General features: G+C 72.6%; 19 protein-coding genes. All 19 read left to right on the top strand.

The window, feature by feature from the left end; translation table 11 throughout:
- Positions 1-99 precede the first annotated feature (99 nt).
- Positions 100-1701: a UDP-N-acetylmuramoyl-L-alanyl-D-glutamate--2,6-diaminopimelate ligase gene (locus ABKW28_RS17260; protein ID WP_348611863.1), complete on the top strand. Its 1602-nt coding sequence runs from the start codon at positions 100-102 to the stop codon at positions 1699-1701.
- A 138-nt stretch (positions 1702-1839) separates the two neighbouring features.
- Positions 1840-2928, top strand: coding sequence for a phospho-N-acetylmuramoyl-pentapeptide-transferase (mraY, locus tag ABKW28_RS17265; protein WP_341229343.1), 1089 nt, complete (start codon positions 1840-1842; stop codon positions 2926-2928).
- Positions 2925-4400 (top strand): UDP-N-acetylmuramoyl-L-alanine--D-glutamate ligase, encoded by a 1476-nt coding sequence (gene murD, locus ABKW28_RS17270; RefSeq protein WP_348611866.1) that lies wholly within the window; start codon positions 2925-2927, stop codon positions 4398-4400. Before mraY ends, murD begins: the two co-directional genes overlap by 4 nt.
- 28 nt (positions 4401-4428) lie before the next feature.
- On the top strand, positions 4429-5697 hold the full coding sequence (ftsW, locus tag ABKW28_RS17275; protein ID WP_307822767.1) for a putative lipid II flippase FtsW: 1269 nt from the start codon (positions 4429-4431) through the stop codon (positions 5695-5697).
- 10 nt (positions 5698-5707) lie between these two features.
- Positions 5708-6808, top strand: coding sequence for an undecaprenyldiphospho-muramoylpentapeptide beta-N-acetylglucosaminyltransferase (gene murG / locus ABKW28_RS17280; RefSeq protein WP_348611869.1), 1101 nt, complete (start codon positions 5708-5710; stop codon positions 6806-6808).
- Positions 6805-8235 (top strand): UDP-N-acetylmuramate--L-alanine ligase, encoded by a 1431-nt coding sequence (gene murC, locus ABKW28_RS17285; protein ID WP_348611875.1) that lies wholly within the window; start codon positions 6805-6807, stop codon positions 8233-8235. Before murG ends, murC begins: the two co-directional genes overlap by 4 nt.
- Complete coding sequence (locus ABKW28_RS17290) at positions 8228-8986, top strand: FtsQ-type POTRA domain-containing protein (protein ID WP_348611880.1); 759 nt, start codon at positions 8228-8230, stop codon at positions 8984-8986. The genes murC and ABKW28_RS17290 overlap by 8 nt, the downstream gene beginning before the upstream one ends.
- 355 nt (positions 8987-9341) lie before the next feature.
- Complete coding sequence (gene ftsZ, locus ABKW28_RS17295) at positions 9342-10568, top strand: cell division protein FtsZ (RefSeq protein ID WP_193670371.1); 1227 nt, start codon at positions 9342-9344, stop codon at positions 10566-10568.
- 14 nt (positions 10569-10582) lie between these two features.
- On the top strand, positions 10583-11269 hold the full coding sequence (locus tag ABKW28_RS17300) for a polyphenol oxidase family protein (protein ID WP_348611883.1): 687 nt from the start codon (positions 10583-10585) through the stop codon (positions 11267-11269).
- On the top strand, positions 11266-11961 hold the full coding sequence (locus ABKW28_RS17305; protein WP_348611886.1) for a YggS family pyridoxal phosphate-dependent enzyme: 696 nt from the start codon (positions 11266-11268) through the stop codon (positions 11959-11961). The genes ABKW28_RS17300 and ABKW28_RS17305 overlap by 4 nt, the downstream gene beginning before the upstream one ends.
- Positions 11962-12015: 54 nt before the next feature.
- Positions 12016-12531, top strand: a complete 516-nt coding sequence (gene sepF, locus ABKW28_RS17310; protein ID WP_193670368.1) for a cell division protein SepF — start codon at positions 12016-12018, stop codon at positions 12529-12531.
- A 61-nt stretch (positions 12532-12592) separates the two neighbouring features.
- Positions 12593-12883: a YggT family protein gene (locus tag ABKW28_RS17315; RefSeq protein ID WP_193670367.1), complete on the top strand. Its 291-nt coding sequence runs from the start codon at positions 12593-12595 to the stop codon at positions 12881-12883.
- A gap of 116 nt (positions 12884-12999) precedes the next feature.
- A complete protein-coding gene (locus tag ABKW28_RS17320; RefSeq protein ID WP_227492161.1) occupies positions 13000-13758 on the top strand; it encodes a DivIVA domain-containing protein in 759 nt (252 codons plus the stop codon).
- Between the two features lie 356 nt (positions 13759-14114).
- A complete protein-coding gene (locus ABKW28_RS17325) occupies positions 14115-14573 on the top strand; it encodes a TraR/DksA C4-type zinc finger protein (RefSeq protein WP_193670365.1) in 459 nt (152 codons plus the stop codon).
- Positions 14546-15112, top strand: coding sequence for a signal peptidase II (lspA, locus tag ABKW28_RS17330; RefSeq protein ID WP_193670364.1), 567 nt, complete (start codon positions 14546-14548; stop codon positions 15110-15112). Before ABKW28_RS17325 ends, lspA begins: the two co-directional genes overlap by 28 nt.
- Complete coding sequence (locus ABKW28_RS17335; protein WP_348611889.1) at positions 15109-16047, top strand: RluA family pseudouridine synthase; 939 nt, start codon at positions 15109-15111, stop codon at positions 16045-16047. Before lspA ends, ABKW28_RS17335 begins: the two co-directional genes overlap by 4 nt.
- A complete protein-coding gene (locus ABKW28_RS17340; RefSeq protein WP_348611892.1) occupies positions 16037-16747 on the top strand; it encodes a GNAT family N-acetyltransferase in 711 nt (236 codons plus the stop codon). The genes ABKW28_RS17335 and ABKW28_RS17340 overlap by 11 nt, the downstream gene beginning before the upstream one ends.
- A 132-nt stretch (positions 16748-16879) precedes the next feature.
- A complete protein-coding gene (gene dnaE / locus ABKW28_RS17345; protein ID WP_227492160.1) occupies positions 16880-20452 on the top strand; it encodes a DNA polymerase III subunit alpha in 3573 nt (1190 codons plus the stop codon).
- Positions 20437-21039, top strand: a complete 603-nt coding sequence (locus ABKW28_RS17350; RefSeq protein WP_193670361.1) for a hypothetical protein — start codon at positions 20437-20439, stop codon at positions 21037-21039. Before dnaE ends, ABKW28_RS17350 begins: the two co-directional genes overlap by 16 nt.
- Positions 21040-21047: the final 8 nt, after the last annotated feature.

A 21047-nucleotide genomic window follows, 5' to 3' on the forward strand; every position in this document is an offset into this window, starting at 1 on the left:
GCCCACCGGCACCCCCGCCTCCGACCTGCCCGTCGAGTGGTGACCCGGCCCATATCTCGCGCCGACCCGGCCCGGATCGCGCGCTGCTAGCCTCCCGGCATGCCTCGCCCTGACGTCCCCGCGACCCGGCCCGTCGACCCGCCGCGCACCGCGCTGAGCGAGCTGGCCGACTGGGCGCGCCAGGCCCTGGGCATGGTCGAGCACCGCGGCGACGACCCGGTGCTGACCGGCATCAGCCTCAGCAGCCAGCGCGTGCGCGCCGGCGACCTGTACGCCGCCCTGCCGGGCGCCCGCGCCCACGGGGCCGACTTCGTCGCCGACGCGCTCGAGGCGGGTGCGGTCGCGGTGCTGACCGACCCGGCGGGCGCCGAGAGGGTGCCCGCGGGGGTGTCGCTGCTGGTGACCGACGACCCCCGCCGGATCCTGGGCCGGCTGTCGGCCCGCGTCTACGGCGACCCCGCCGAGCGGCTGACGATGATCGGGGTCACCGGCACCCAGGGCAAGACCACCACCACCCGCCTGCTCGAGGGCGGGCTGGGCGCCGCCGGGCTGGTGGGCGCGGTGATCGGCACCGTCGGCACCCGCGTGGCGGGCCGCGACGTGCCGACGACGCTGACCACGCCGGAGGCCCCCGACCTGCACGGGCTCTTCGCGGCCATGGTCGAGCAGGGTGTCGACGTCTGCGCGATGGAGGTCTCCAGCCACGCCCTGGTGCTCGGGCGGGTCGACGGGGTCGTCTTCGACGTGGCGGTCTTCCTCAACCTCGGCCGCGACCACCTCGACTTCCACGACACGGTCGAGGAGTACTACGCGGCCAAGGCCTCGCTGTTCACCCCCGAGCGTGCCCGCCGGGCGCTGGTCAACGTCGACGACGAGCACGGGCGCCGGCTGGCGGCCGAGACCGAGCTGCCGGTGGCCACCTTCTCCACGACCGGCGTGCCGGCCACCTGGGGCATCGGCGACGTCGACGCCTCGCCCAGCCGCTCCGACTTCCGGGTGCTGGGCCCGGGCGACCGGGCCTTCGCCGGCGGGGTGCCGCTGGCGGGCGGCTTCAACGTCTCCAACGCCCTCGCGGCGGTGGCCGCGGTGGGCGAGGCCAGCCCCGGCGACGTCGACCCGGTCGACGTGGCCGCCCAGGTGGCCGCCGGCATCAGCGCGCTGCCGGGGGTCCCCGGCCGCCTCGAGAGCGTGGTGGCGGGCCAGGACTTCGAGGTGGTCGTCGACTACGCCCACAAGCCCGACGCGGTCGAGGCGGCGCTGGGCGCGCTGCGCCCGCTGACCACCGGGCGGCTGGTGCTGGTCATCGGCGCCGGCGGCGACCGCGACACCGGCAAGCGGCCGGTGATGGGCGAGATCGGTGCGCGACTGGCCGACGTGCTCGTCGTCACCGACGACAACCCCCGCTCCGAGGACCCCGCCGCGATCCGCGCGGCCCTGCTGGCCGGTGCCGAGCAGGTGCCGGGCGACCGGCGCGCCGAGGTGCTCGAGGTCGCCGGCAGGCGCGACGCGATCGCCGAGGCGCTGGGCCACGCCGGCCCCGGCGACATCGTGCTGGTCGCCGGCAAGGGCCACGAGACCGGCCAGGACGTCGACGGCGTGGTGCACCCCTTCGACGACCGCGAGGTCGCCGCCGAGCTGCTGCGCGCCCGGGTCGCCCGGGAGCCCGTGGGGGAGCCGGTCGAGCGGGCCGAGCGGGCGTGACGATCGACACCCGCCCGGCGAGGCGTGGTCGAGCCCGCCGCCGGCGTACGCCAAGATGAACGGTGCCGGTGATCCGGCCCGGCCGGTGGCACACGTCGTCGGCACGACACTCTGGACGACGAACGAGGTGCAACGGCGGTGAGGGCGATCCTGCTGGGCGGAGGCCTGGCCCTGCTGATCTCGCTGATCGGCACCCGCTACGCGATCAAGCAGTTCACGCGGTGGGGCTACGGCCAGGAGGTCCGTGACGACGGCCCGACGACCCACCACGTCAAGCGCGGCACCCCCACCATGGGTGGCGTCGTCATCATCGGCGCGACCGTGCTGGGCTACTTCGGGGCGAAGCTGATCACGCTGAGCCCGCCGACCGCCTCGGCGCTGCTCCTGCTGCTGCTCTTCGTGGGCATCGGCGCCGTCGGGTTCCTCGACGACTTCATCAAGATCTACAAGCAGCGCAGCCTCGGGCTGCGCAGCAAGGCCAAGATCGTCGGCCAGACGGTGGTCGGCCTGACCTTCGGCATCCTGGCGCTGAGCCCGATGCTGGAGGACGACCGCGGCCAGCGACCGGCGTCGTTCTCGCTGTCCTTCATCCGCGACTTCGACAGCATCGTGCTGCCGGCCGCGGCGGTCGTGGCGCTGATCCTCGTCATGGTGATCGCCACCAGCAACGCCACCAACCTCACCGACGGCGCCGACGGGCTGCTCACCGGGTGCAGCATGATGGTCTTCGGCGCCTACACCATCGTGAACATCTGGCAGAACAACCAGTGGTGCGGCCAGTCCGACATCACCTACGGCAAGTGCTACGAGGTGCGCGACCCGCTCGACCTGGCGATCGTGGCCGCGGCCATCACCGGCGCCTGCTTCGGGTTCTTGTGGTGGAACGCCTCGCCGGCCCAGATCTTCATGGGCGACACCGGCTCGCTGGCGCTGGGCGCCGCGCTGGCCGGCCTGGCCGTGCTGACCCGCACCGAGCTCCTCCTGGTCATCGTCGGCGGCGTCTTCGTGATGGAGACGGTCTCGGTGATGCTGCAGGTCACCTGGTTCAAGGCCAGCAGGCGCCTCACCGGCACCCCCAAGCGGCTCTTCCGGATGGCTCCGATCCACCACACCTTCGACATGGCCTGGGGCGAGGTCACCATGGTGATCCGGTTCTGGATCCTCACCGGCCTCTGCGTCGCCGGCGGGCTGGGCATCTTCTACGCCGAGTGGGTGGCGGGCACGTGAGCGCTCCCCGCGACCTCGACGGCCTCGACCAGACCAGCTCCTGGGAGGGGGTGCGCGCGGTCGTCGCCGGCTTCGGCGTCTCCGGCTTCGCCGCCGCCGACAACCTCAACCACCTCGGCGCCAGCGTCACCGCGCTCGACGAGTCGGCCACCGGCAAGGAGGAGAAGGCCGAGCTGCTCGAGGTGCTCGGCGCCACCATCCGCCTGGGCGAGGGCGCCACGGCGGTGCTGCCCGACGACGTCGACGTGCTCGTCACCTCGCCGGGCTGGCGCCCCGACGCGCCGCTGCTGGCCCAGGCCCGTGAGCGCGGGGTCCCGGTCTGGGGCGAGGTCGAGCTGGCCTGGCGCCTGCGCCACCCCGAGCACGCCGCGCCCTGGCTGGCGGTGACCGGCACCAACGGCAAGACCACCACGGTGCAGATGCTCGAGACCATCCTGCGCACCGCCGGGCTGCGGGCCGTGGCGGCCGGCAACGTCGGGCTGCCGATCGTCGAGGCGGTGATGGACCCCACGCCGTACGACGTGCTGGCCGTCGAGCTCTCCAGCTTCCAGCTGCACTACACCAGCTCGATGAGCGCCGAGTCGGCCGCGGTGCTCAACGTCGCCGAGGACCACCTCGACTGGTACGGCTCGATGGCCGACTACGCCGCCGACAAGGGCCGCGTCTACGAGCAGGTCCAGCGCGCGTGCGTCTACAACGCCGACGACCCGGTGACCGAGCAGCTGGTCCGCGAGGCCGACGTGGTCGAGGGCGCGCGGGCCATCGGCTTCACCCTGGGCATGCCCGGGGTCGGGATGCTGGGGCTGGTCGAGGACATCCTGGTCGACCGGGCCTTCATCGAGCAGCGCTCCGACTCCGCCGCCGAGCTGGTCACCGTCGACGAGCTGGCCAGCAGCGCCCCGCACTACGTCGCCAACGCGCTCGCCGCGGCTGCGCTGGCCCGCGCCCACGGCGTCTCCCAGCAGGCCGTGCGCGACGGGCTGCGGGCCTTCCGCCCCGACGGGCACCGCATCGCCGAGGTGGCCCGTCACGAGGGCGTGACCTGGGTCGACGACTCCAAGGCCACCAACCCGCACGCGGCGCTGGCCTCGCTGCGCGCCTACGACAGCGTCGTGTGGGTGGCCGGCGGGCTGGCCAAGGGGGCGCGCTTCGAGGAGCTCGTCGCCGCGGTGCGCGACCGGCTCCGCGCGGTGGTCCTGCTGGGGCGCGACCGGGCGGTCGTCGCCGAGGCACTTGCGCGACACGCACCGGATGTACCCGTGATCGAAGTTGAGGCGCATGAGACTGGTGTGACTGACGATGAGCACGGGCCGATGGGTCGTGTCGTCGAGGCCGCCGCCGGTCTCGCCCAGCCGGGCGACACCGTGCTCCTGGCCCCGGGATGCGCCTCGCAGGACATGTTCACCGACTACGGAGCTCGCGGCGACGCGTTCGCCGCCGCCGTACGGGCCCGCACCGGGCCCCAGGAGTAGCACCCGCAGGACCAGGAGAGGGGCCGAGGTGACCACAGCAGTCCCTGACGACTCCGGCGACATGGGGCTCCCTCGGCGGCTCGGCCACCTGCGGGCCTCGGTGGCCAGCGCCCGCGAGGCGTTCGACCGGCCGCTGACGTCCTACTACCTGCTCGTCGGTGCCTCGGCCCTGCTGCTGACCATCGGGCTGGTGATGGTGCTCTCGGCCTCCAGCGTGTGGTCGTTCAAGGTCTACGACGGCGACTCCTACGCCGTGGTGCGCCGCCAGCTGATGTGGCTCTCGCTCGGCCTGCCGGCGGCGTTCGTGGCCAGCCGGATGCCGCTGCGCTGGGTGCGCGCGCTGGCCTACCCGGCCTACCTCTTCTCGCTGGTGCTGCTGCTGGCCACGGCCTTCGTGGGCACCACCGTCAACGGCAACCAGAACTGGCTCGGTGTCGGCTCCCTGGCCATCCAGCCCTCCGAGGTCGCCAAGCTGGCGCTGGTGCTGTGGGCCGCCCACATCTACGCCAACAAGGAGCGCCGCCTGCACAGCCTGCACCAGCTCGTGGTGCCGGTCGTGCCGGGCCTGCTGCTCGCGACCCTGCTCGTGGTGGCCGGTCGCGACCTCGGCACCGCGCTGATCTTCTTCGCGATCCTGCTCGGCATGCTCTGGGTCGTCGGCGCCCCCGCCCGGTTGTTCTGGCTGGCGATCTCGCTGGTCAGCGTGGCCGCGATCGGCCTGGCCGCCACCGACACCGAGCGGGTCGCGCGCATCACCAACTTCGCCGACCCCTTCCAGGACTACCTCGACACCGGCTGGCAGCCCGCCCACGGCCTCTACGCGCTGTCCTCGGGCGGCTGGTTCGGGCAGGGCATCGGCGCCAGCCAGCAGAAGTGGGGCGACCTGCCCGAGGCGCACACCGACTACATCTTCGCCGTGCTCGGCGAGGAGCTCGGGCTGGTCGGCACCCTGCTGGTCGTCGTCCTCTTCCTGACCATCGCGCTGGCGGCGCTGCGGGTGGCCCGGCACACCCAGGAGCCGTTCGTGCGCTACGCCAGCTTCGGCATCGTGGTCTGGCTCGTGGGCCAGATGATCATCAACGTCGGCATGGTGCTGGCGCTGCTGCCGGTCATCGGCATCCCGCTCCCGCTGATCTCGTACGGCGGCTCCTCGCTGCTGCCCTCGTTGGTCGCGCTGGGCCTGCTGATCGGCTTCGCGCGCAGCGAGCCCGAGGCCGCCCGCGCCCTGACCGCCCGTCGCCGTGGCCGCGCCGCGGGGGTCGCGGCCGGTGCCTCGCACAGCAGCCCCACCGCCTAGATTGAGCCCGATGCGCATCCTCCTCGCCGGTGGCGGCACCGCCGGCCACACCTCGCCCCTGCTCGCCACCGCCGACGCGCTGCGCCGGCTCGACCCGACGGTCGAGATCACCTGCCTGGGCACCCCCCGGGGCCTGGAGAACACCGTGGTCCCCGCGGCCGGCTACCCCCTCGAGCTGGTGCCGCCGGTGCCGCTGCCGCGCAAGCCCGGCGTCGACCTGCTCAAGGTGCCAGCACGGGTGCGCGCCGCGGTGCGCGAGACCCACGCCGTGCTCGACCGCGTCGACCCGCACGTGGTCGTCGGCTACGGCGGCTACGTCTCGGTGCCGGCGTACCTGGCCGCCCGCAAGCGCCGCCTGCCCGTGGTGGTGCACGAGCAGAACGCGCTGCCCGGCCTGGGCAACAAGCTCGGCGCCCGGATCGCCTCGCGGCGCGGCGGCCGGGTCGCGGTCAGCTTCCCCGACACCCCGCTGCCGGGCGCGGAGTACGTCGGCCTGCCGATCCGGCGGATGATCTCCACCCTCGACCGCGACGCGCTGCGCGCCGAGGCGCGCGCCTTCTTCGGGCTCGACCCCGACCGCCCGACCCTGGTGGTGACCGGAGGCTCCCAGGGCGCGCGGCGCATCAACCAGGCCGTCTCGGGCGCCGCCCGCCAGCTCGGCGAGGCCGGCGTGCAGGTGCTGCACGTCGTGGGCGCGCGCGGCGAGGCCGAGCCCGGCGCGACCACGGCGACCGCGACGCCCTACGTCGTGGAGCACTTCGTCGACCGGATGGACCTCGCGCTGGCCGCCGCCGACCTGATGGTCTGCCGCAGCGGAGCCAACAGCGTCGTCGAGGCCGCCGCCACCGGGGTGCCCGCGGTCTTCGTGCCGCTGCCGATCGGCAACGGCGAGCAGGAGCTCAACGCCCGTCCGGTCGTCGAGGCCGGGGGAGCGCTGCTGGTGCGCGACGAGGACCTGCACGCCGAGTGGGTGGTGGCCAACGTCGTGCCGCTGGCCACCGACGCCGCCCGGCTGGCCACGATGAGCACCGCGGCGCGCCACCTGGTGCCCCGCGACGCCGACGAGGCGCTCGCGCGCATCGTGCTCGAGGCCGGGGGAGCGACGCGATGAGGCTGCCGGTCCCCGAGGTGGTGCCCGGCCTCGACGAGCTCGGCCGCGTGCACTTCGTCGGCATCGGCGGGGCCGGCCTGTCGGCCATCGCGCGCATCATGGCCGCCCGCGGTGTCGAGGTCACCGGCAGCGACGACCACGACACCCCCTTCCTGCCCTCGCTGCGCGAGGCGGGGGTCACCTGCCACCGCGGCTACGACCCCGCCCACCTCGGCGACCTCGGCCCCGGCGACACCGCCGTGGTCACCACCGCCGCCCGCGAGGACAACCCCGAGGTGCTCGAGGCCCGCCGCCGGGGGCTGCGGCTGCTGCCGCGCTCGGCCGGGCTCGCCTCGGTGATGACCGATCGCCGGGTGCTGGCCGTGGCCGGCACGCACGGCAAGACCACCACCACGTCGCTGCTGACCGTGGCGCTGCTCGCCTGCGGCGCCGACCCGACGTACGCCGTCGGCGGCGTGCTGTCGGCGACCGGGCGCAACGCCGACGCCGGGGCCGGCGACCTCTTCGTCGCCGAGGCCGACGAGAGCGACGGCGCCTTCCTGGTCTACCGCCCGCACGCGGCGATCGTGACCAACGTCGGCGCCGACCACCTCGACACCTGGGGCACCGAGGAGGCCTACCGCGCGGCCTTCGCCGAGTTCGTGACCACCATCGACGCCGACGGCTTCCTGGTCGCCTGCGTCGACGACCCCGGGGCCGAGGCGCTGCGCCCGCTGGCCGCCGCCCGTGGTCTCGAGCTGGTCGGTGTCGGCGAGGGCGAGCACGCCGACCTGCGCGCGCTCGACGTGGTGCTCGAGGGCACCACGTCCTCCTTCACCGTCGTCGACCGCGGCCGCGAGCTGGGGCGGGTGCGCCTGGCCATCCCCGGTCGGCACTACGTGCTCGACGCGCTCGCCGCGCTCGGGGTCGGGCTGCGGCTCGGGATGCCGTTCGAGGGGCTGCGCGAGGGCCTGGAGGCCTTCGGTGGCACGGGTCGCCGGATGGAGGCCAAGGGCGAGGCCGGTGGCGTGCGCGTCTACGACTCCTACGCCCACCAGCCCATCGAGATCGCCGGCGACCTCGAGGCCGCGCGCTCGGTGGCGGGGGAGGGGCGCGTCGTCGTGGCCTTCCAGCCCCACCTGGTCTCACGCACCCGGCTCTTCGGAGCCGCCATGGGCGTCGCGCTGGGGGCCGCCGACGAGGTCGTGGTGCTCGACGTGCACCTGGCCCGCGAGGACGCCGACCCCGAGGTCACCGGCGCGCTGGTCGCCGACCACGTGCCGCTGCCGGCCGAGCGTGTCGCCTTCGTGCCCGACATCGCCGACGTGCCGGCCGCCCTCGTCGACCGGGCCCGCCCCGGCGACCTGGTGCTGACCCTGGGCGCCGGCAGCGTGACCGAGGTCGGGCCCCGCGTGCTCGAGCTGCTGCGGGAGGCGCCAGGTGGCTGAGACCCGCACCCGCGCGAGCACGTCCACCGGCACCGTCGCGGCCTCCTCGCAGCGCCGCTTCGCGCGCCGCCAGTGGTCGCGGCGCTGGCTGCGGCTGCGCTACGTCGTCATCGCGGTGCTGGCGCTCGCACTGCTCGTGGTCGGGGTCTGGTCGGTCTGGTTCTCCTCGCTGCTGGCCGTCGAGCAGGTCGAGGTGACCGGCGCCGACGTGCTGAGCGAGCAGGAGGTCCGCGAGGCCGCCTCGGTGCCGGTGGGCGACCCGGTGGCCCGCATCGACCTCGACGCGGTGCGTGCGCGGGTCGAGGCGCTGGCGGTGGTGCGCAGCGCCGACGTGACGCGCGCCTGGCCCGACGGCGTGCGCGTCGAGGTCGAGGAGCGGGTCGCCGTGGCGGTGGTGCGCATCGGCTCGACGCTGCGCGGCATGGACGCCGAGGGCGTGGTCTTCCGCGACTACCGCGACACCCCCACCGACCTGCCCCGCGTCGACGCGCTCTCCGGGGTGACCAGCGAGGCGCTGCGCGAGGGCGCCGCCGTCGTGGCCGCCCTGCCCGAGGGGCTGGCCGCCGACGTCGACCACGTCGAGGTCGGCACCGTCGACCAGATCCGCCTGCTGCTGCGCGACGGGCGCGAGGTGGTCTGGGGCAGCAGCTCCGACGCCGAGCAGAAGGCACGCGTCCTCGAGGTGCTGCTCGAGCAGGACGGCCGGGTGCTCGACGTCTCCGTGCCCGCCACCCCCACCACCCGCAGCTGACCCGGCCCGAACTTCGCGCCGACCCGGCCTGAACTTCGCGTCGACCCGGCCCGGACCTCCCACCGACCCCGGAGCCGGGCGCGGGTGTGAGCGGACCCACGCGGCGCCATCTCAGAAAAGACGCCGACACGCGGTGTGTCGGCACCGAGCGGGTACGCCGGCTGCCTACTGTCGTGACCACGACGAGGTTGACATAACTATAACCCTCTACCTGAGGGTCAGAGTTGAGAGACACGCCGACCCGTCGCCCCAGGACTCAGCACCACCCCGCACCACACCGCATCACCCAGCACGACCCAGCACGACCCAGCACAGCAACGAAACCAACCGAGCACTCAGCGAGAGGCGAGCCACCGTGGCAGCAGCACAGAACTACCTGGCCATCATCAAGGTCGTGGGCATCGGTGGTGGTGGTGTCAACGCCGTCAACCGGATGATCGAGGTCGGTCTCAAGGGCGTCGAGTTCATCGCCATCAACACCGACGCGCAGGCGCTGCTCATGAGCGACGCCGACGTCAAGCTCGACATCGGCCGCGAGCTCACCCGCGGCCTCGGCGCCGGCGCCAACCCCGAGGTCGGGGCCCGCGCGGCCGAGGACCACGCCGACGAGATCGAGGAGGTGCTCAAGGGCGCCGACATGGTCTTCGTCACCGCCGGCGAGGGCGGCGGCACGGGCACCGGCGGCGCTCCCGTTGTGGCCCGCATCGCTCGGTCGCTCGGCGCGCTGACCATCGGCGTCGTCACCCGGCCCTTCGCCTTCGAGGGACGTCGTCGCGCCAACTCCGCGGAGGAGGGCATCGCCGGGCTCCGCGAGGAGGTCGACACGCTGATCGTCATCCCCAACGACCGGCTGCTCTCCATCAGCGACCGCAACGTGTCGGTCCTCGACGCCTTCAAGCAGGCCGACCAGGTGCTGCTGCAGGGTGTCTCGGGCATCACCGACCTGATCACCACCCCCGGCCTGATCAACCTCGACTTCGCCGACGTGAAGTCGGTGATGGCCAACGCGGGCTCCGCGCTGATGGGCATCGGCTCGGCGCGCGGTGAGGACCGCTCGGTGGCCGCGGCCGAGATGGCGGTCTCCTCGCCGCTGCTCGAGGCGAGCATCGACGGAGCCCACGGCGTGCTGCTCTCGATCGCCGGTGGCTCCGACCTGGGCCTCTTCGAGATCAACGAGGCCGCGGCGCTGGTCGCCGAGGCCGTGCACGCCGAGGCCAACATCATCTTCGGCGCCACGATCGACGACGCCCTCGGCGACGAGGTGCGCGTCACCGTGATCGCCGCCGGCTTCGACGGCGGCACCCCCAAGCGCCGCGACGAGGGCACCGTGCTGCGTCGCGAGCCGCGCGAGCAGCAGAGCCAGAGCCAGGAGGAGACCCGCGAGGCGGCGCGTGCGGCAGCGAGCCGCCGCGACGAGCGCGACAAGGTCGAGGCCGGTGCCCGTCAGGGCTCCGCGCCGCAGCGGCCCGCCGTCGCCCCGCAGCAGACCTTCGCCCCGTCGGCTCCGCAGGCTCCCAAGCCGGCGCCGCGCCAGGTCCAGTTCGACGACGACGACCTCGACGTGCCCGACTTCTTGAAGTGAGCGCCTGAGGGTTCGTGTACAGCTTCCGTGACCACCGTGAGGGCGACGTCCGTGTCGACGTCGCCTTCACCGACTCCAGCGTCGACCTCCAGGGGCTGCGCCCGGGCTTCGCCGAGGCCCTGCCGCTCGTGGAGAGCGCCTGCGGTGTCCGCTTCGCGCGGATGAACCAGGTGCACGGTGCCGACGTCCTGCTCGTCGACGAGCCGGGCCCGGCTCCCACGGAGCAGGTGCCCACGGCCGACGCCCTGGTCACGCTCACCACCGGGCTCGGGCTGATGGTCCGGGTCGCCGACTGCGTGCCGGTGCTGCTGGCCGACACCGGCAGTGGCGTCGTGGCGGCGGTGCACGCCGGCAGGGCGGGCGTGGCGCTCTCGGTCGTGGCCCGTGCCGTGGAGCAGATGCGCGACCACGGCGCCGTGTCCGTGCACGCGTGGGTCGGCCCGCACGTGTGCGGCGGCTGCTACGAGGTGCCCGAGCAGATGCGCGAGGAGGTGGCCGCGGTGGTGCCGCAGACCTGGTCCGAGACGACGTGGGGGACCCCCTCGCTCGACCTCGGGGCCGGGGTGCGAGCCCAGCTCGAGGCGCTCGACGTCAGCCTCACCGAGGTCGCCCGGTGCACGCTCGAGGACCCTGCGCTGCACTCCCACCGGCGCGACGGTGCCACCGCGGGCCGGATGGCCGGTCTGGTGTGGACGTCGTGAGCCGCCGTGCCGAGCTCGCCGCGGGCCTCGCCTCGGTCCGCGAGCGGATCGACGCGGCACGGGCCTCGGCGGGCCGCGACGACGAGGTCGGCCTGGTCGTGGTCACCAAGTTCTTCCCCGCCTCCGACGTCAGGCTGCTGGCCGACCTGGGCGTGCGCGAGGTGGGGGAGAACCGGCACCAGGAGGCCGAGGCCAAGGCTGCCGAGTGCGCCGACCTCGACCTCGTGTGGCACTACATCGGCGCCCTGCAGAGCAACAAGGCCGCCGCCGTCGCGCGCTACGCCGGCGTCGTCGAGTCGCTGGACCGCACCAAGCTCGTGCGCGGCCTCGACCGCGGCGCCGCGGAGCGGGGCAGCCCGCTCGACGTGCTGGTGCAGGTCAGCCTCGACCCGCCGGGCGCCGAGCACCGCGCCGGCGCCGTACCCGACGACGTACCCGCGCTGGCGCAGGCCGTCGCGGACAGCGAGCACCTGCGGCTGCGGGGCCTGATGGCCGTCGCACCGCTCGGCGAGGACCCCGGCGCGGCGTTCGACCGGTTGGCCCGGGTGCGCGAGCACCTGCTGGCCGACCACCCCCAGGCAGACCGGCTCTCGGCCGGGATGAGCGGCGACCTCGAGCAGGCCGTCGCCGCCGGCGCGACACACGTGCGCGTCGGCTCCGCAATCCTCGGTTCGAGGCCTGCGGTCCGCTAGATTCACACCACCAGGCGTCCGTCACCGGACGCTCGAGATCCGGAGGGCACCACCATGAGCGGCGCGATGCGCAGGATCGGCGAGTACCTCGGTCTCGTCGAGGACACCGGCCGGTACGACGGCGACCACGGCGAGCACGACCCCAGCGACGACTACACCGCCGAGACCCGTCCCGTGGCCGCCCCCGGCCCTTCCCGACACGAGCGTGCGCGCGAGAACCGCCCCGCACCCGTGGCAGACCTCGCCGAGCGCCGTCGTCCGGCGCCCGGCCCGACCGGAGTGGTGGCCGAGCTGTCCCGCATCACGACCCTGCACCCCAGCACCTACAACGAGGCCCGCACGGTGGGGGAGAACTTCCGTGAGGGCGTCCCGGTGATCATGAACCTCTCCGAGATGGACGACGCCGACGCCAAGCGCCTGGTCGACTTCGCCGCCGGGCTGGTCTTTGCGACGCGTGGCACCATCGAGCGCGTCACCAACAAGGTCTTCCTCCTCTCGCCCGCCAACGTGACCGTGGCGGCCGAGGACAAGGAGCGCATCGCCGAGGGTGGCTTCTTCAACCAGAGCTGAGGCTCGCGCGACCCCGGCCCGGGACGCGAGCCCGGGTCACTGAACAGGAGACGAGACCGACGTGCAGGTCGCCGGTTCGATCATCTACATCATCCTGACGATCTTCTGGATCTTCTTGTGGGTCCGCTTCGTCGTCGACTGGGTGATGGTCTTCGCACGCGACTGGTCGCCACGCGGCCCCGTGCTGGTGGTGCTGGAGGCCGTCTACTCGGTCACCGACCCCCCGATCAAGGCGCTGCGCCGCGTGGTGCCGCCGCTGCGGCTGGGCAGCATCGCCCTGGACCTCAGCTTCCTGATCGTCTTCATCAGCGTCTGGATCCTGCGCAGCGTGGTCGCGGCCACGATGTTGTGAGGCCGGGGTGAACCCGCGTGTCACACCTGTCCCAGTCTTGGGGCTATTGTTCGATCCGACAGGTCGAGGACGCAGTGCGCTCCTCGGGACAACCACGACTACGAATGGGTGAGGTCATGCCGTTGACACCCGAGGACGTGAGCAACAAGCGCTTCACTCCGGTCCGTCTCCGCGAGGGGTACGACATGGGGGAGGTCGACCAGTTCCTTGACGAGGTCGAGGCCGAGCTCGCACGTCTGACCAAGGAGAACGAGGACCTGCGCGCCCGGCTCGCGTCGGCCCAGTCCGGTGGCGACACCGGGCAGCAGCCCGCAGCCGCCGCAGCCCCGGCCCCGGAGAAGCCGCAGGAGAAGGCGCCCGAGCCGGCTCCGGCTCCCGAGCCCACCCCGGCACCGGTCGCGGCCGCCGCTGCGACCCCGGTCGAGACCATCCGCGTCGAGACCGTCCCCCAGGCCTCCAACGCCGCCGCCCGGCTGCTCGAGCTCGCCACCCGCAACGCCGACGAGCTGGTCGACGAGGCGAAGAACGATGCCGACAAGATCATCGGCGAGGCCCGCACCAAGGCCGAGCGGCTCGAGAGCGAGTCGAAGTCGAAGGCCGACCGGCTCGAGTCCGACGCCCGCACCCGCGCCCAGATGCTCGACTCCGAGACCGCCGAGCGTCGTCAGCAGATGTTCGGCGACCTGGAGCGCGAGCGCGACAAGCTCAGCGGCGAGGTGGAGAACCTGCGCTCCTTCGAGCGCGAGTACCGCTCGCGCCTCAAGAGCTACTTCACCCAGCAGCTCGAGGCGCTCGAGGGCACCGGCGACACCAGCAACGAGGAGAGCCCGCAGCCCAAGCGCCTGCGCTCGATCCTCGGCGAGGACGAGGGCTGATCCAGCCCCTCGCCCCAGCACCGCTCCCGACGCGGCCGACCCCGGTGGGGTCGGCCGCGTCGTGCGTCGGTGCCGGTGTGGCGGTTTTGAGGCCCCGGGTCCAGGGGCTACTCTCCGTGCCACCGCTGTCGTCTGAGAAGAGGCGCACGGCCAGGGACGGGTCCCCGCTGGGGTCGCCGGAGGGAGGCGGGCGCCATGGCTCGTGGACGACGGATGCTCGCCGCTGAGGTGGCATCGTCCGCGCGCCGGGCCGAGGGTCGCCCCGGCGACGCACCGCCCGCCACCAGGGCGGCCGCGACGACGACTCTGCACACCAGACCCGCTCCACCACGACCCCGGACAAGAAGGCAGCGCCCGTGACGAGCTCACCCGCGAAGAAGACCGCCCCGAAGAAGACCGCCAAGAAGGCCCCGGCAGCCGCGGAGGCGCTGGTCGTCAAGTCCGACGAGGAGGCCTGGACCCCCGGCGAGCTCGACGAGCTGCTCGGCGAGCTCAACGAGCAGCGCGAGCACAGCGCCGCCGTCGTGGCGGAGATGGAGGCCGAGCTCGACGGTTTGATGCGCGACTCCGGTGACGGAGCCGGGCTCGACCAGGCCGACGTCGGCGCCACGAGCTTCGAGCGCGACCACGAGCTGAGCGTGCTCAACAGCGAGCGCGACAAGCTCGCCCAGATCGACCGGGCCCTGGGGCGCATCGCCGACGGCAGCTACGGGCAGTGCGAGTCGTGCGGTCAGCCGATCGGCAAGTTGCGGTTGATGGCCTTCCCCCGTGCGACACTGTGCATGCCATGCAAGCAGCGCGAGGAGCGGCGATAGACCCGGCCGCAGCACCCGAGGACCGACCGACCCGCCGACGTACCTGGGCGCTCTTCGCCGTCGTCGCCCTGACGGGCTACGCGCTCGACCTGGGCACCAAGGTGCTCGCCGTGAGCCGGCTCGAGGGGGAGCCCGACGTGCCTGTCGTGGGCGACCTGCTGGTCCTGCGGCTGGTGAAGAACCCGGGGGCCGCCTTCAGCACCGGCACCGAGTACACCGTGGTGCTCAGCGTGCTGTCCATCGTGGCCGCCGTCGTGGTGGCCTACCTCAGCGTCCGGCTGCGCAGCCGGTTGTGGGCCCTGGGCCTGGGACTGCTGATGGCCGGTGTGCTCGGCAACCTGACCGACCGGGTCTTCCGTGCCCCCGGACCCATGCGCGGTCACGTCATCGACTTCCTGATGCTGCCCAACTGGCCGGTCTTCAACCTCGCCGACATGGCCATCAACGGTGCCGCGGCGCTGATCCTGGTGCAGGCCTTCCGGGGCGTGCGCCTCGACGGCACCCGCGAGCGCGACGACGAGCAGGAGCGAGCAGCATGACCCGGGTCTCCGACCAGCGTGCCCTGCACGTCCCCGACGCCATGGCCGGTGAGCGGGTCGACGCCGCCATGGCGCGGCTCTTCGGGCTCTCCCGCAGCCGTGCCGCCGAGCTCGTGGCTCAGGGCCACGTGCTCCTCGACGGTGCCACCCCGAGCAAGAGCGACCGGGTGCTGCCCGGCTCGCTCCTCGAGGTCAGCATCCCCAGCGTCGTGGACCCCCTCGAGGTCAAGCCCGAGATCGTCGAGGGCATCAAGATCATCCACGACGACGACTCCATCGTGGTGATCGACAAGCCGGTGGGCGTCGCGGTGCACCCCTCGCCGGGTTGGGGCGGGCCGACCGTGGTCGGCCACCTCGCCGGCGCCGGGTTCCGGATCGCCACCAGCGGCGCCTCCGAGCGCCAGGGCATCGTCCAGCGGCTCGACGTCGGCACGTCCGGCGTGATGGTGATCTGCAAGTCCGAGCACGCCTACTCGGTGCTCAAGAACGCCTTCCGGCACCGCACGGTCGACAAGACCTACCACGCGGTCGTGCAGGGCCACCCCGACCCGCTGGAGGGCACCATCGACGCCCCCATCGGCCGCCACCCCAAGGCCGACTACAAGTTCGCGGTGATGGCCGACGGCCGTGCGTCGGTCACCCACTACGAGACCCTTGAGGCGCACCGCTTCGCGAGCCTGCTCGAGGTCCACCTCGAGACCGGGCGCACCCACCAGATCCGGGTGCACATGAGCGCGCTGAAGCACCCCTGCGTGGGCGACCTGACCTACGGCGCCGACCCGGTGCTGGCCAAGCGGTTCGGCGTCGAGCGGCAGTGGCTGCACGCGGTGCGCCTGGGCTTCGAGCACCCCGACACCGGCGAGCAGGTCCAGTACGAGTCGTCGTACCCCGACGACCTGGCCCGCGCGCTCGACACGATCCGCGATGCCCACTGACACCAGCGACCTGTGGCTGCGCCCGGCCGAGCCGGGCGAGGCCGCAGCGCTGGCTGCTGTGCACGTGGCGGCCCGCCGGGCCGCTCCCATGCCCGACCCGGTGCACGGCGAGGCCGACGTCGCCCGGTGGCTGGCGGCGCGGCTGGTGACCGACGAGGTGTGGGTCGCCGACCTCGCGGACCACGGCGTCGTGGGCTACGCCCGGCTGACCCCCGGCTGGCTCGACGACCTGTACGTCGCTCCGGTGGCGGCGCGGCGCGGCGTGGGCGGCGCGCTGCTCGACCTGGTCAAGGCGCGCGAGCCCGACGGCTTCTGCCTGTGGGTCTTCGCCTCCAACGCCCCGGCCCGGGCGTTCTACGCAGGCCACGGCCTCGTCGAGCTCGAGAGCACCGACGGCTCGGCGAACGAGGAGGGCGCCCCCGACGTGCGGCTGGCCTGGCCGGGCGCCGAGCCGCTGCGGTTCCTGCGCGGCCTGGTCGACGACGTCGACGCCCAGCTGGGTGACCTGCTGGCGCGCCGCGCGGCGCTGACCCGCGCCATCCAGCCCTTCAAGGACACCACGAGGCGCGACCCGGGGCGCGAGCGCGCCGTGGCCGAGGCGCTCGCGACCCGTGCTCCCGAGCTCGGTGTCGAGCGCCTCGAGCGGATCGCGCACGCCATCATCACCGAGTCCCTGGACGCGGCGGCCGAGCGGACCTGAGTGTCGGTGCGCCCTGGCAACCTGTCGGTGTCGGTCGCGTAGGCTGACGTCCTTCCCCCAGGATCGACGTACGACCCCGGTGCCCTGCGCTGGTCGCGCTCGATGCTGCCCCACCGCACCGATCCCGAAGGGATGCTGCTCGCGACCATGGCGACCTCGTCGGACTCCTTCGTGCACCTGCACGTGCACACCGAGTACTCCATGCTCGACGGCGCCGCCCGGCTGGGCGCGCTGACCGAGCGCGCGGCCGAGCTGGGCATGCCGGCCATCGCCATGACCGACCACGGCAACGTGTTCGGCGCCTACGAGTTCTACTCGAAGGCCAAGGCCGCCGGCGTGAAGCCGATCATCGGCATCGAGGCCTACTTCGCGCCCAACATCTCGCGCTTCGAGCGCAAGGGCGTCAACTTCTACGGGGGCGGGCCCGACGACGTCTCCAACCGCGGCGCCTACACCCACATGACGCTGCTCTCGGAGTCGACCGAGGGCATGCACAACCTCTTCCGGCTCTCGACCGGGGCGTGGCGCGACGGCTTCTTCAAGCACCCGCGGATGGACCGCGAGCTGCTCTCGCAGCACGGCAAGGGGATCATCGGCACCACCGGCTGCCCCTCCGGCGAGATCCAGGTGCACCTGCGCCACGGCAACTACGCCGCCGCCCGCCAGGCCGCCGGCGACTTCCAGGAGATCCTCGGCAAGGAGAACTACTTCCTCGAGCTGATGGACCACGGCCTCGACATCGAGAACCGGGTCCGCGACGGCCTGCTCGAGCTCGGCCGCGACCTCAAGATCCCGCTGCTGGCCACCAACGACTCGCACTACGTCATGCGCGAGGACGCCAAGAGCCAGGAGCACCTGCTGTGCATCAACTCCGGCTCCACGATGGACATCCCCGCCGGTGACGGCCCCGGCCAGCGCTTCGCCTTCTCCGGGGACGGCTACTACATCAAATCTGCCGAGGAGATGCGGGCGCTGTGGGCCGACAGGTACCAGCTGCGCGAGGCGTGCGACAACACGCTGCTGATCGCCGAGCGCTGCGACGTGGAGTTCTCCGAGGGCGTGGGCAAGTACATGCCCAAGTTCCCCTGCCCGCCGGGGGAGAACGAGGACTCCTGGCTGGTCAAGGAGGTCGAGCGCGGGCTGCAGTTCCGCTACCCGAACGGCATCCCCGACGAGGTCCGCAAGCAGGCCGAGTTCGAGCTCGGCGTGATCACCCAGATGGGCTTCCCCGGCTACTTCCTCGTCGTCGCCGACTTCATCAACTGGGCCAAGAACAACGGCATCCGCGTCGGCCCCGGCCGCGGCTCGGGCGCGGGCTCGATGGTCGCCTACGCGCTGCGCATCACCGACCTCGACCCGCTGGTGCACGGGCTGATCTTCGAGCGCTTCCTCAACCCCGACCGCGTCTCCATGCCCGACTTCGACATCGACTTCGACGAGCGCCGGCGCGGCGAGGTCATCAAGTACGTCACCGAGAAGTACGGCGACGACCGGGTCTCCTACATCGTCACCTACGGCACCATCAAGGCCAAGCAGGCCGTCAAGGACTCCTCGCGCATCCTGGGCTACCCCTTCGCGATGGGCGACCGCATCACCAAGGCGATGCCCGCGGCGGTGATGGGCAAGGACGTGCCGCTGCAGCAGATCTTCGACCCCGAGCACGCCCGCTACGGCGAGGGCGGGGAGTTCCGCCAGCTCTACGACGCCGACAACGACGTGCAGAAGGTCGTCGACACCGCCATCGGCATCGAGGGCCTCAAGCGCCAGTGGGGCGTGCACGCCGCCGGCGTGATCATGTCGAGCGAGCCGCTCGAGGACGTCATCCCGCTGCTCAAGCGCCCCGCCGACGGCGCGATGATCACCCAGTTCGACTACCCCACCTGTGAGGGCCTCGGCCTGATCAAGATGGACTTCCTCGGGCTGCGCAACCTGACCGTCCTCGACGACGCCATCAAGAACATCGAGGCCAACCGCGGCGAGACGGTGGTCCTCGAGGACCTCGAGCTGACCGACGAGAACACCTACGCCCTGCTGCAGCGCGGCGACACCCTGGGCGTCTTCCAGCTCGACGGCGGCCCGATGCGCGCGCTGCTGCGCTCGATGCGCCCCGACACCTTCGAGGACATCTCCGCGGTCGGCGCGCTCTACCGACCCGGCCCGATGGGTGCCGACTCGCACAACAAGTACGCGCGCCGCAAGACCGGTCGTGAGCCGGTCGAGCCGATCCACCCCGAGCTCGCCGAGGCGCTCGAGGACGTGCTGGGCGAGACCTACGGCCTGATCGTCTACCAGGAGCAGGTGATGGCGATCGCCCAGAAGCTCGCGGGCTACACGCTGGGCCAGGCCGACATCCTGCGGCGCGCGATGGGCAAGAAGAAGAAGGCCGAGCTCGACAAGCAGTTCGCCGGCTTCTCGGCCGGCATGAAGGAGCAGGGCTACTCCGACGCCGCCATCAAGACGCTGTGGGACATCCTGCTGCCGTTCTCCGACTACGCCTTCAACAAGGCGCACTCGGCGGCGTACGGCGTGGTGTCCTACTGGACCGCCTACCTCAAGGCCAACTACCCGGCCGAGTACATGGCCGCGCTGCTGACCTCGGTCAAGGACGACAAGGACAAGTCGGCGATCTACCTCAACGAGTGCCGACGCATGAAGATCCAGGTGCTGCCGCCCGACGTCAACGAGTCGGCCGCCAACTTCACCCCGGTCGGCAACGACGTGCGCTTCGGCCTGACCGCGGTGCGCAACGTCGGGGCCAACGTCGTCGACGGCATCGTCTCGGGGCGCGAGCAGAAGGGCCGCTACACCGACTTCAACGACTTCATGGACAAGGTGCCGGCGCTGGTGTGCAACAAGCGCGTCATCGAGTCGCTGGTCAAGGCCGGTGCCTTCGACGAGATGAAGCACCGCCGCCGTGCGCTGGTGGCCATCCACGAGACCGCCGTCGACCAGTACGTCGACATCAAGCGCAACGAGGCCATCGGCCAGGACTCCCTCTTCGGCGGGATGGACGACGACGCGGGCGGCTCCTTCGGGATCTCGGTGACGGTGCCCGACATCGACGAGTGGGACAAGACCACGCTGCTGGCCCACGAGCGCGACATGCTCGGTCTCTACGTCTCCGACCACCCGCTGCTGGGCCTGGAGCACGTGCTGGCCAACGGCTCCGACTGCACCATCGGCCAGCTGATGCTCGACGAGGACCGCACCGACGGCTCGCCGATCACCATCAGCGGCCTGGTCACCTCGGTGCAGCGCAAGATCACCAAGCGCGGCGACGCGTGGGCGATGATCACGCTCGAGGACCTCGACGGCGGCATCGACGTGCTGCTCTTCCCCAGCGCCTACCAGCTGGCCTCGACGCTGCTGGTCGAGGACGCGATCCTGACCGTCAAGGGCCGGCTCTCGCGCAGCAAGGACCAGCCCGAGATCCACGGCCAGGAGGTCTCGGTCCCCGACATCTCCGACGGCCCGTCGGGCCCGGTCGTCATCTCGATGCCCTCGACGCGCTGCACCGGCCCCGTGGTCGAGCAGCTCAAGGACGTGCTCGGCACCCACCCTGGGATGACCGAAGTACGGTTGCGACTCATGACGCGGGAGGCGACGAAGGTGATGAGGCTCGACGACCGGCTGCGGGTCACTCCGACCCCGGCGCTGTTCGCCGACCTCAAGGCGCTGCTGGGTCCGGGATGCCTGACCAGCTGACCCACTCGTCGTCGCACCACTACCCGTTCGGCTCCTCGCTCGCGCAACCGGGCGACGTACGCCGGGCGCGGGCGGGGCTGCGCGCGAGCCTGCTGCAGGCGCTGGGCGTCGTGCTGGTCTTCCTCGTCGCCGGGGCCGCGCTGGGCTGGGTCTGGGAGCGCTGGTGGGAGCCGTCCACGGGCACGGTCTTCCGCAAGGAGTGGTTCCCCGTCGACGCCGAGGGCCGCTACGACCTCGACGCGCTGCGCAACGAGTTCGCCGGCACCGCGCAGTACGTCGTTCTCGCGCTGGGCGGGGGAGTCGTGCTGGGCGCGCTGTCCAGCCTGGCTCTCCTCGGCCGGGAGCTGCTGGCCCTGGTGGTGGTGCTGGTGGCCTCGGTGCTGGCGGCCGTGGTGATGTGGCAGGTCGGCGCGGTGCTCGGTCCGGCCGACCCGCAGGAGCTGGCCCGCACCGCGGGTCGTGGCGCGAGCCTGCCCAGCGACCTGAGCCTCGACAGTCTGGGGGCGCTGGTGGCCTGGCCCCTGGGGGCGCTCGTGGGCCTGAGCGGCGTGTACTTCGCCCTCCCGCTCGGTGCACGGGAGCGCTAGTGCCGCGG

This window comes from Nocardioides sp. 31GB23, assembly GCF_040012395.1.
Classification (GTDB): domain Bacteria; phylum Actinomycetota; class Actinomycetes; order Propionibacteriales; family Nocardioidaceae; genus Nocardioides; species Nocardioides salarius.

What these genes read in the sequence shown, in the direction of transcription:
- ABKW28_RS17335 (WP_348611889.1), top strand. Translation starts at nt 15,109, where the DNA reads ATGACCCGGGTCTCCGACCAGCGTGCCCTGCACGTCCCCGACGCCATG.
- murG (WP_348611869.1), top strand. Translation starts at nt 5,708, where the DNA reads ATGCGCATCCTCCTCGCCGGTGGCGGCACCGCCGGCCACACCTCGCCC.
- sepF (WP_193670368.1), top strand. Translation starts at nt 12,016, where the DNA reads ATGAGCGGCGCGATGCGCAGGATCGGCGAGTACCTCGGTCTCGTCGAG.
- ABKW28_RS17320 (WP_227492161.1), top strand. Translation starts at nt 13,000, where the DNA reads ATGCCGTTGACACCCGAGGACGTGAGCAACAAGCGCTTCACTCCGGTC.
- ABKW28_RS17350 (WP_193670361.1), top strand. Translation starts at nt 20,437, where the DNA reads ATGCCTGACCAGCTGACCCACTCGTCGTCGCACCACTACCCGTTCGGC.
- ABKW28_RS17340 (WP_348611892.1), top strand. Translation starts at nt 16,037, where the DNA reads ATGCCCACTGACACCAGCGACCTGTGGCTGCGCCCGGCCGAGCCGGGC.
- lspA (WP_193670364.1), top strand. Translation starts at nt 14,546, where the DNA reads ATGCAAGCAGCGCGAGGAGCGGCGATAGACCCGGCCGCAGCACCCGAG.
- murC (WP_348611875.1), top strand. Translation starts at nt 6,805, where the DNA reads ATGAGGCTGCCGGTCCCCGAGGTGGTGCCCGGCCTCGACGAGCTCGGC.
- ABKW28_RS17260 (WP_348611863.1), top strand. Translation starts at nt 100, where the DNA reads ATGCCTCGCCCTGACGTCCCCGCGACCCGGCCCGTCGACCCGCCGCGC.
- dnaE (WP_227492160.1), top strand. Translation starts at nt 16,880, where the DNA reads ATGCTGCTCGCGACCATGGCGACCTCGTCGGACTCCTTCGTGCACCTG.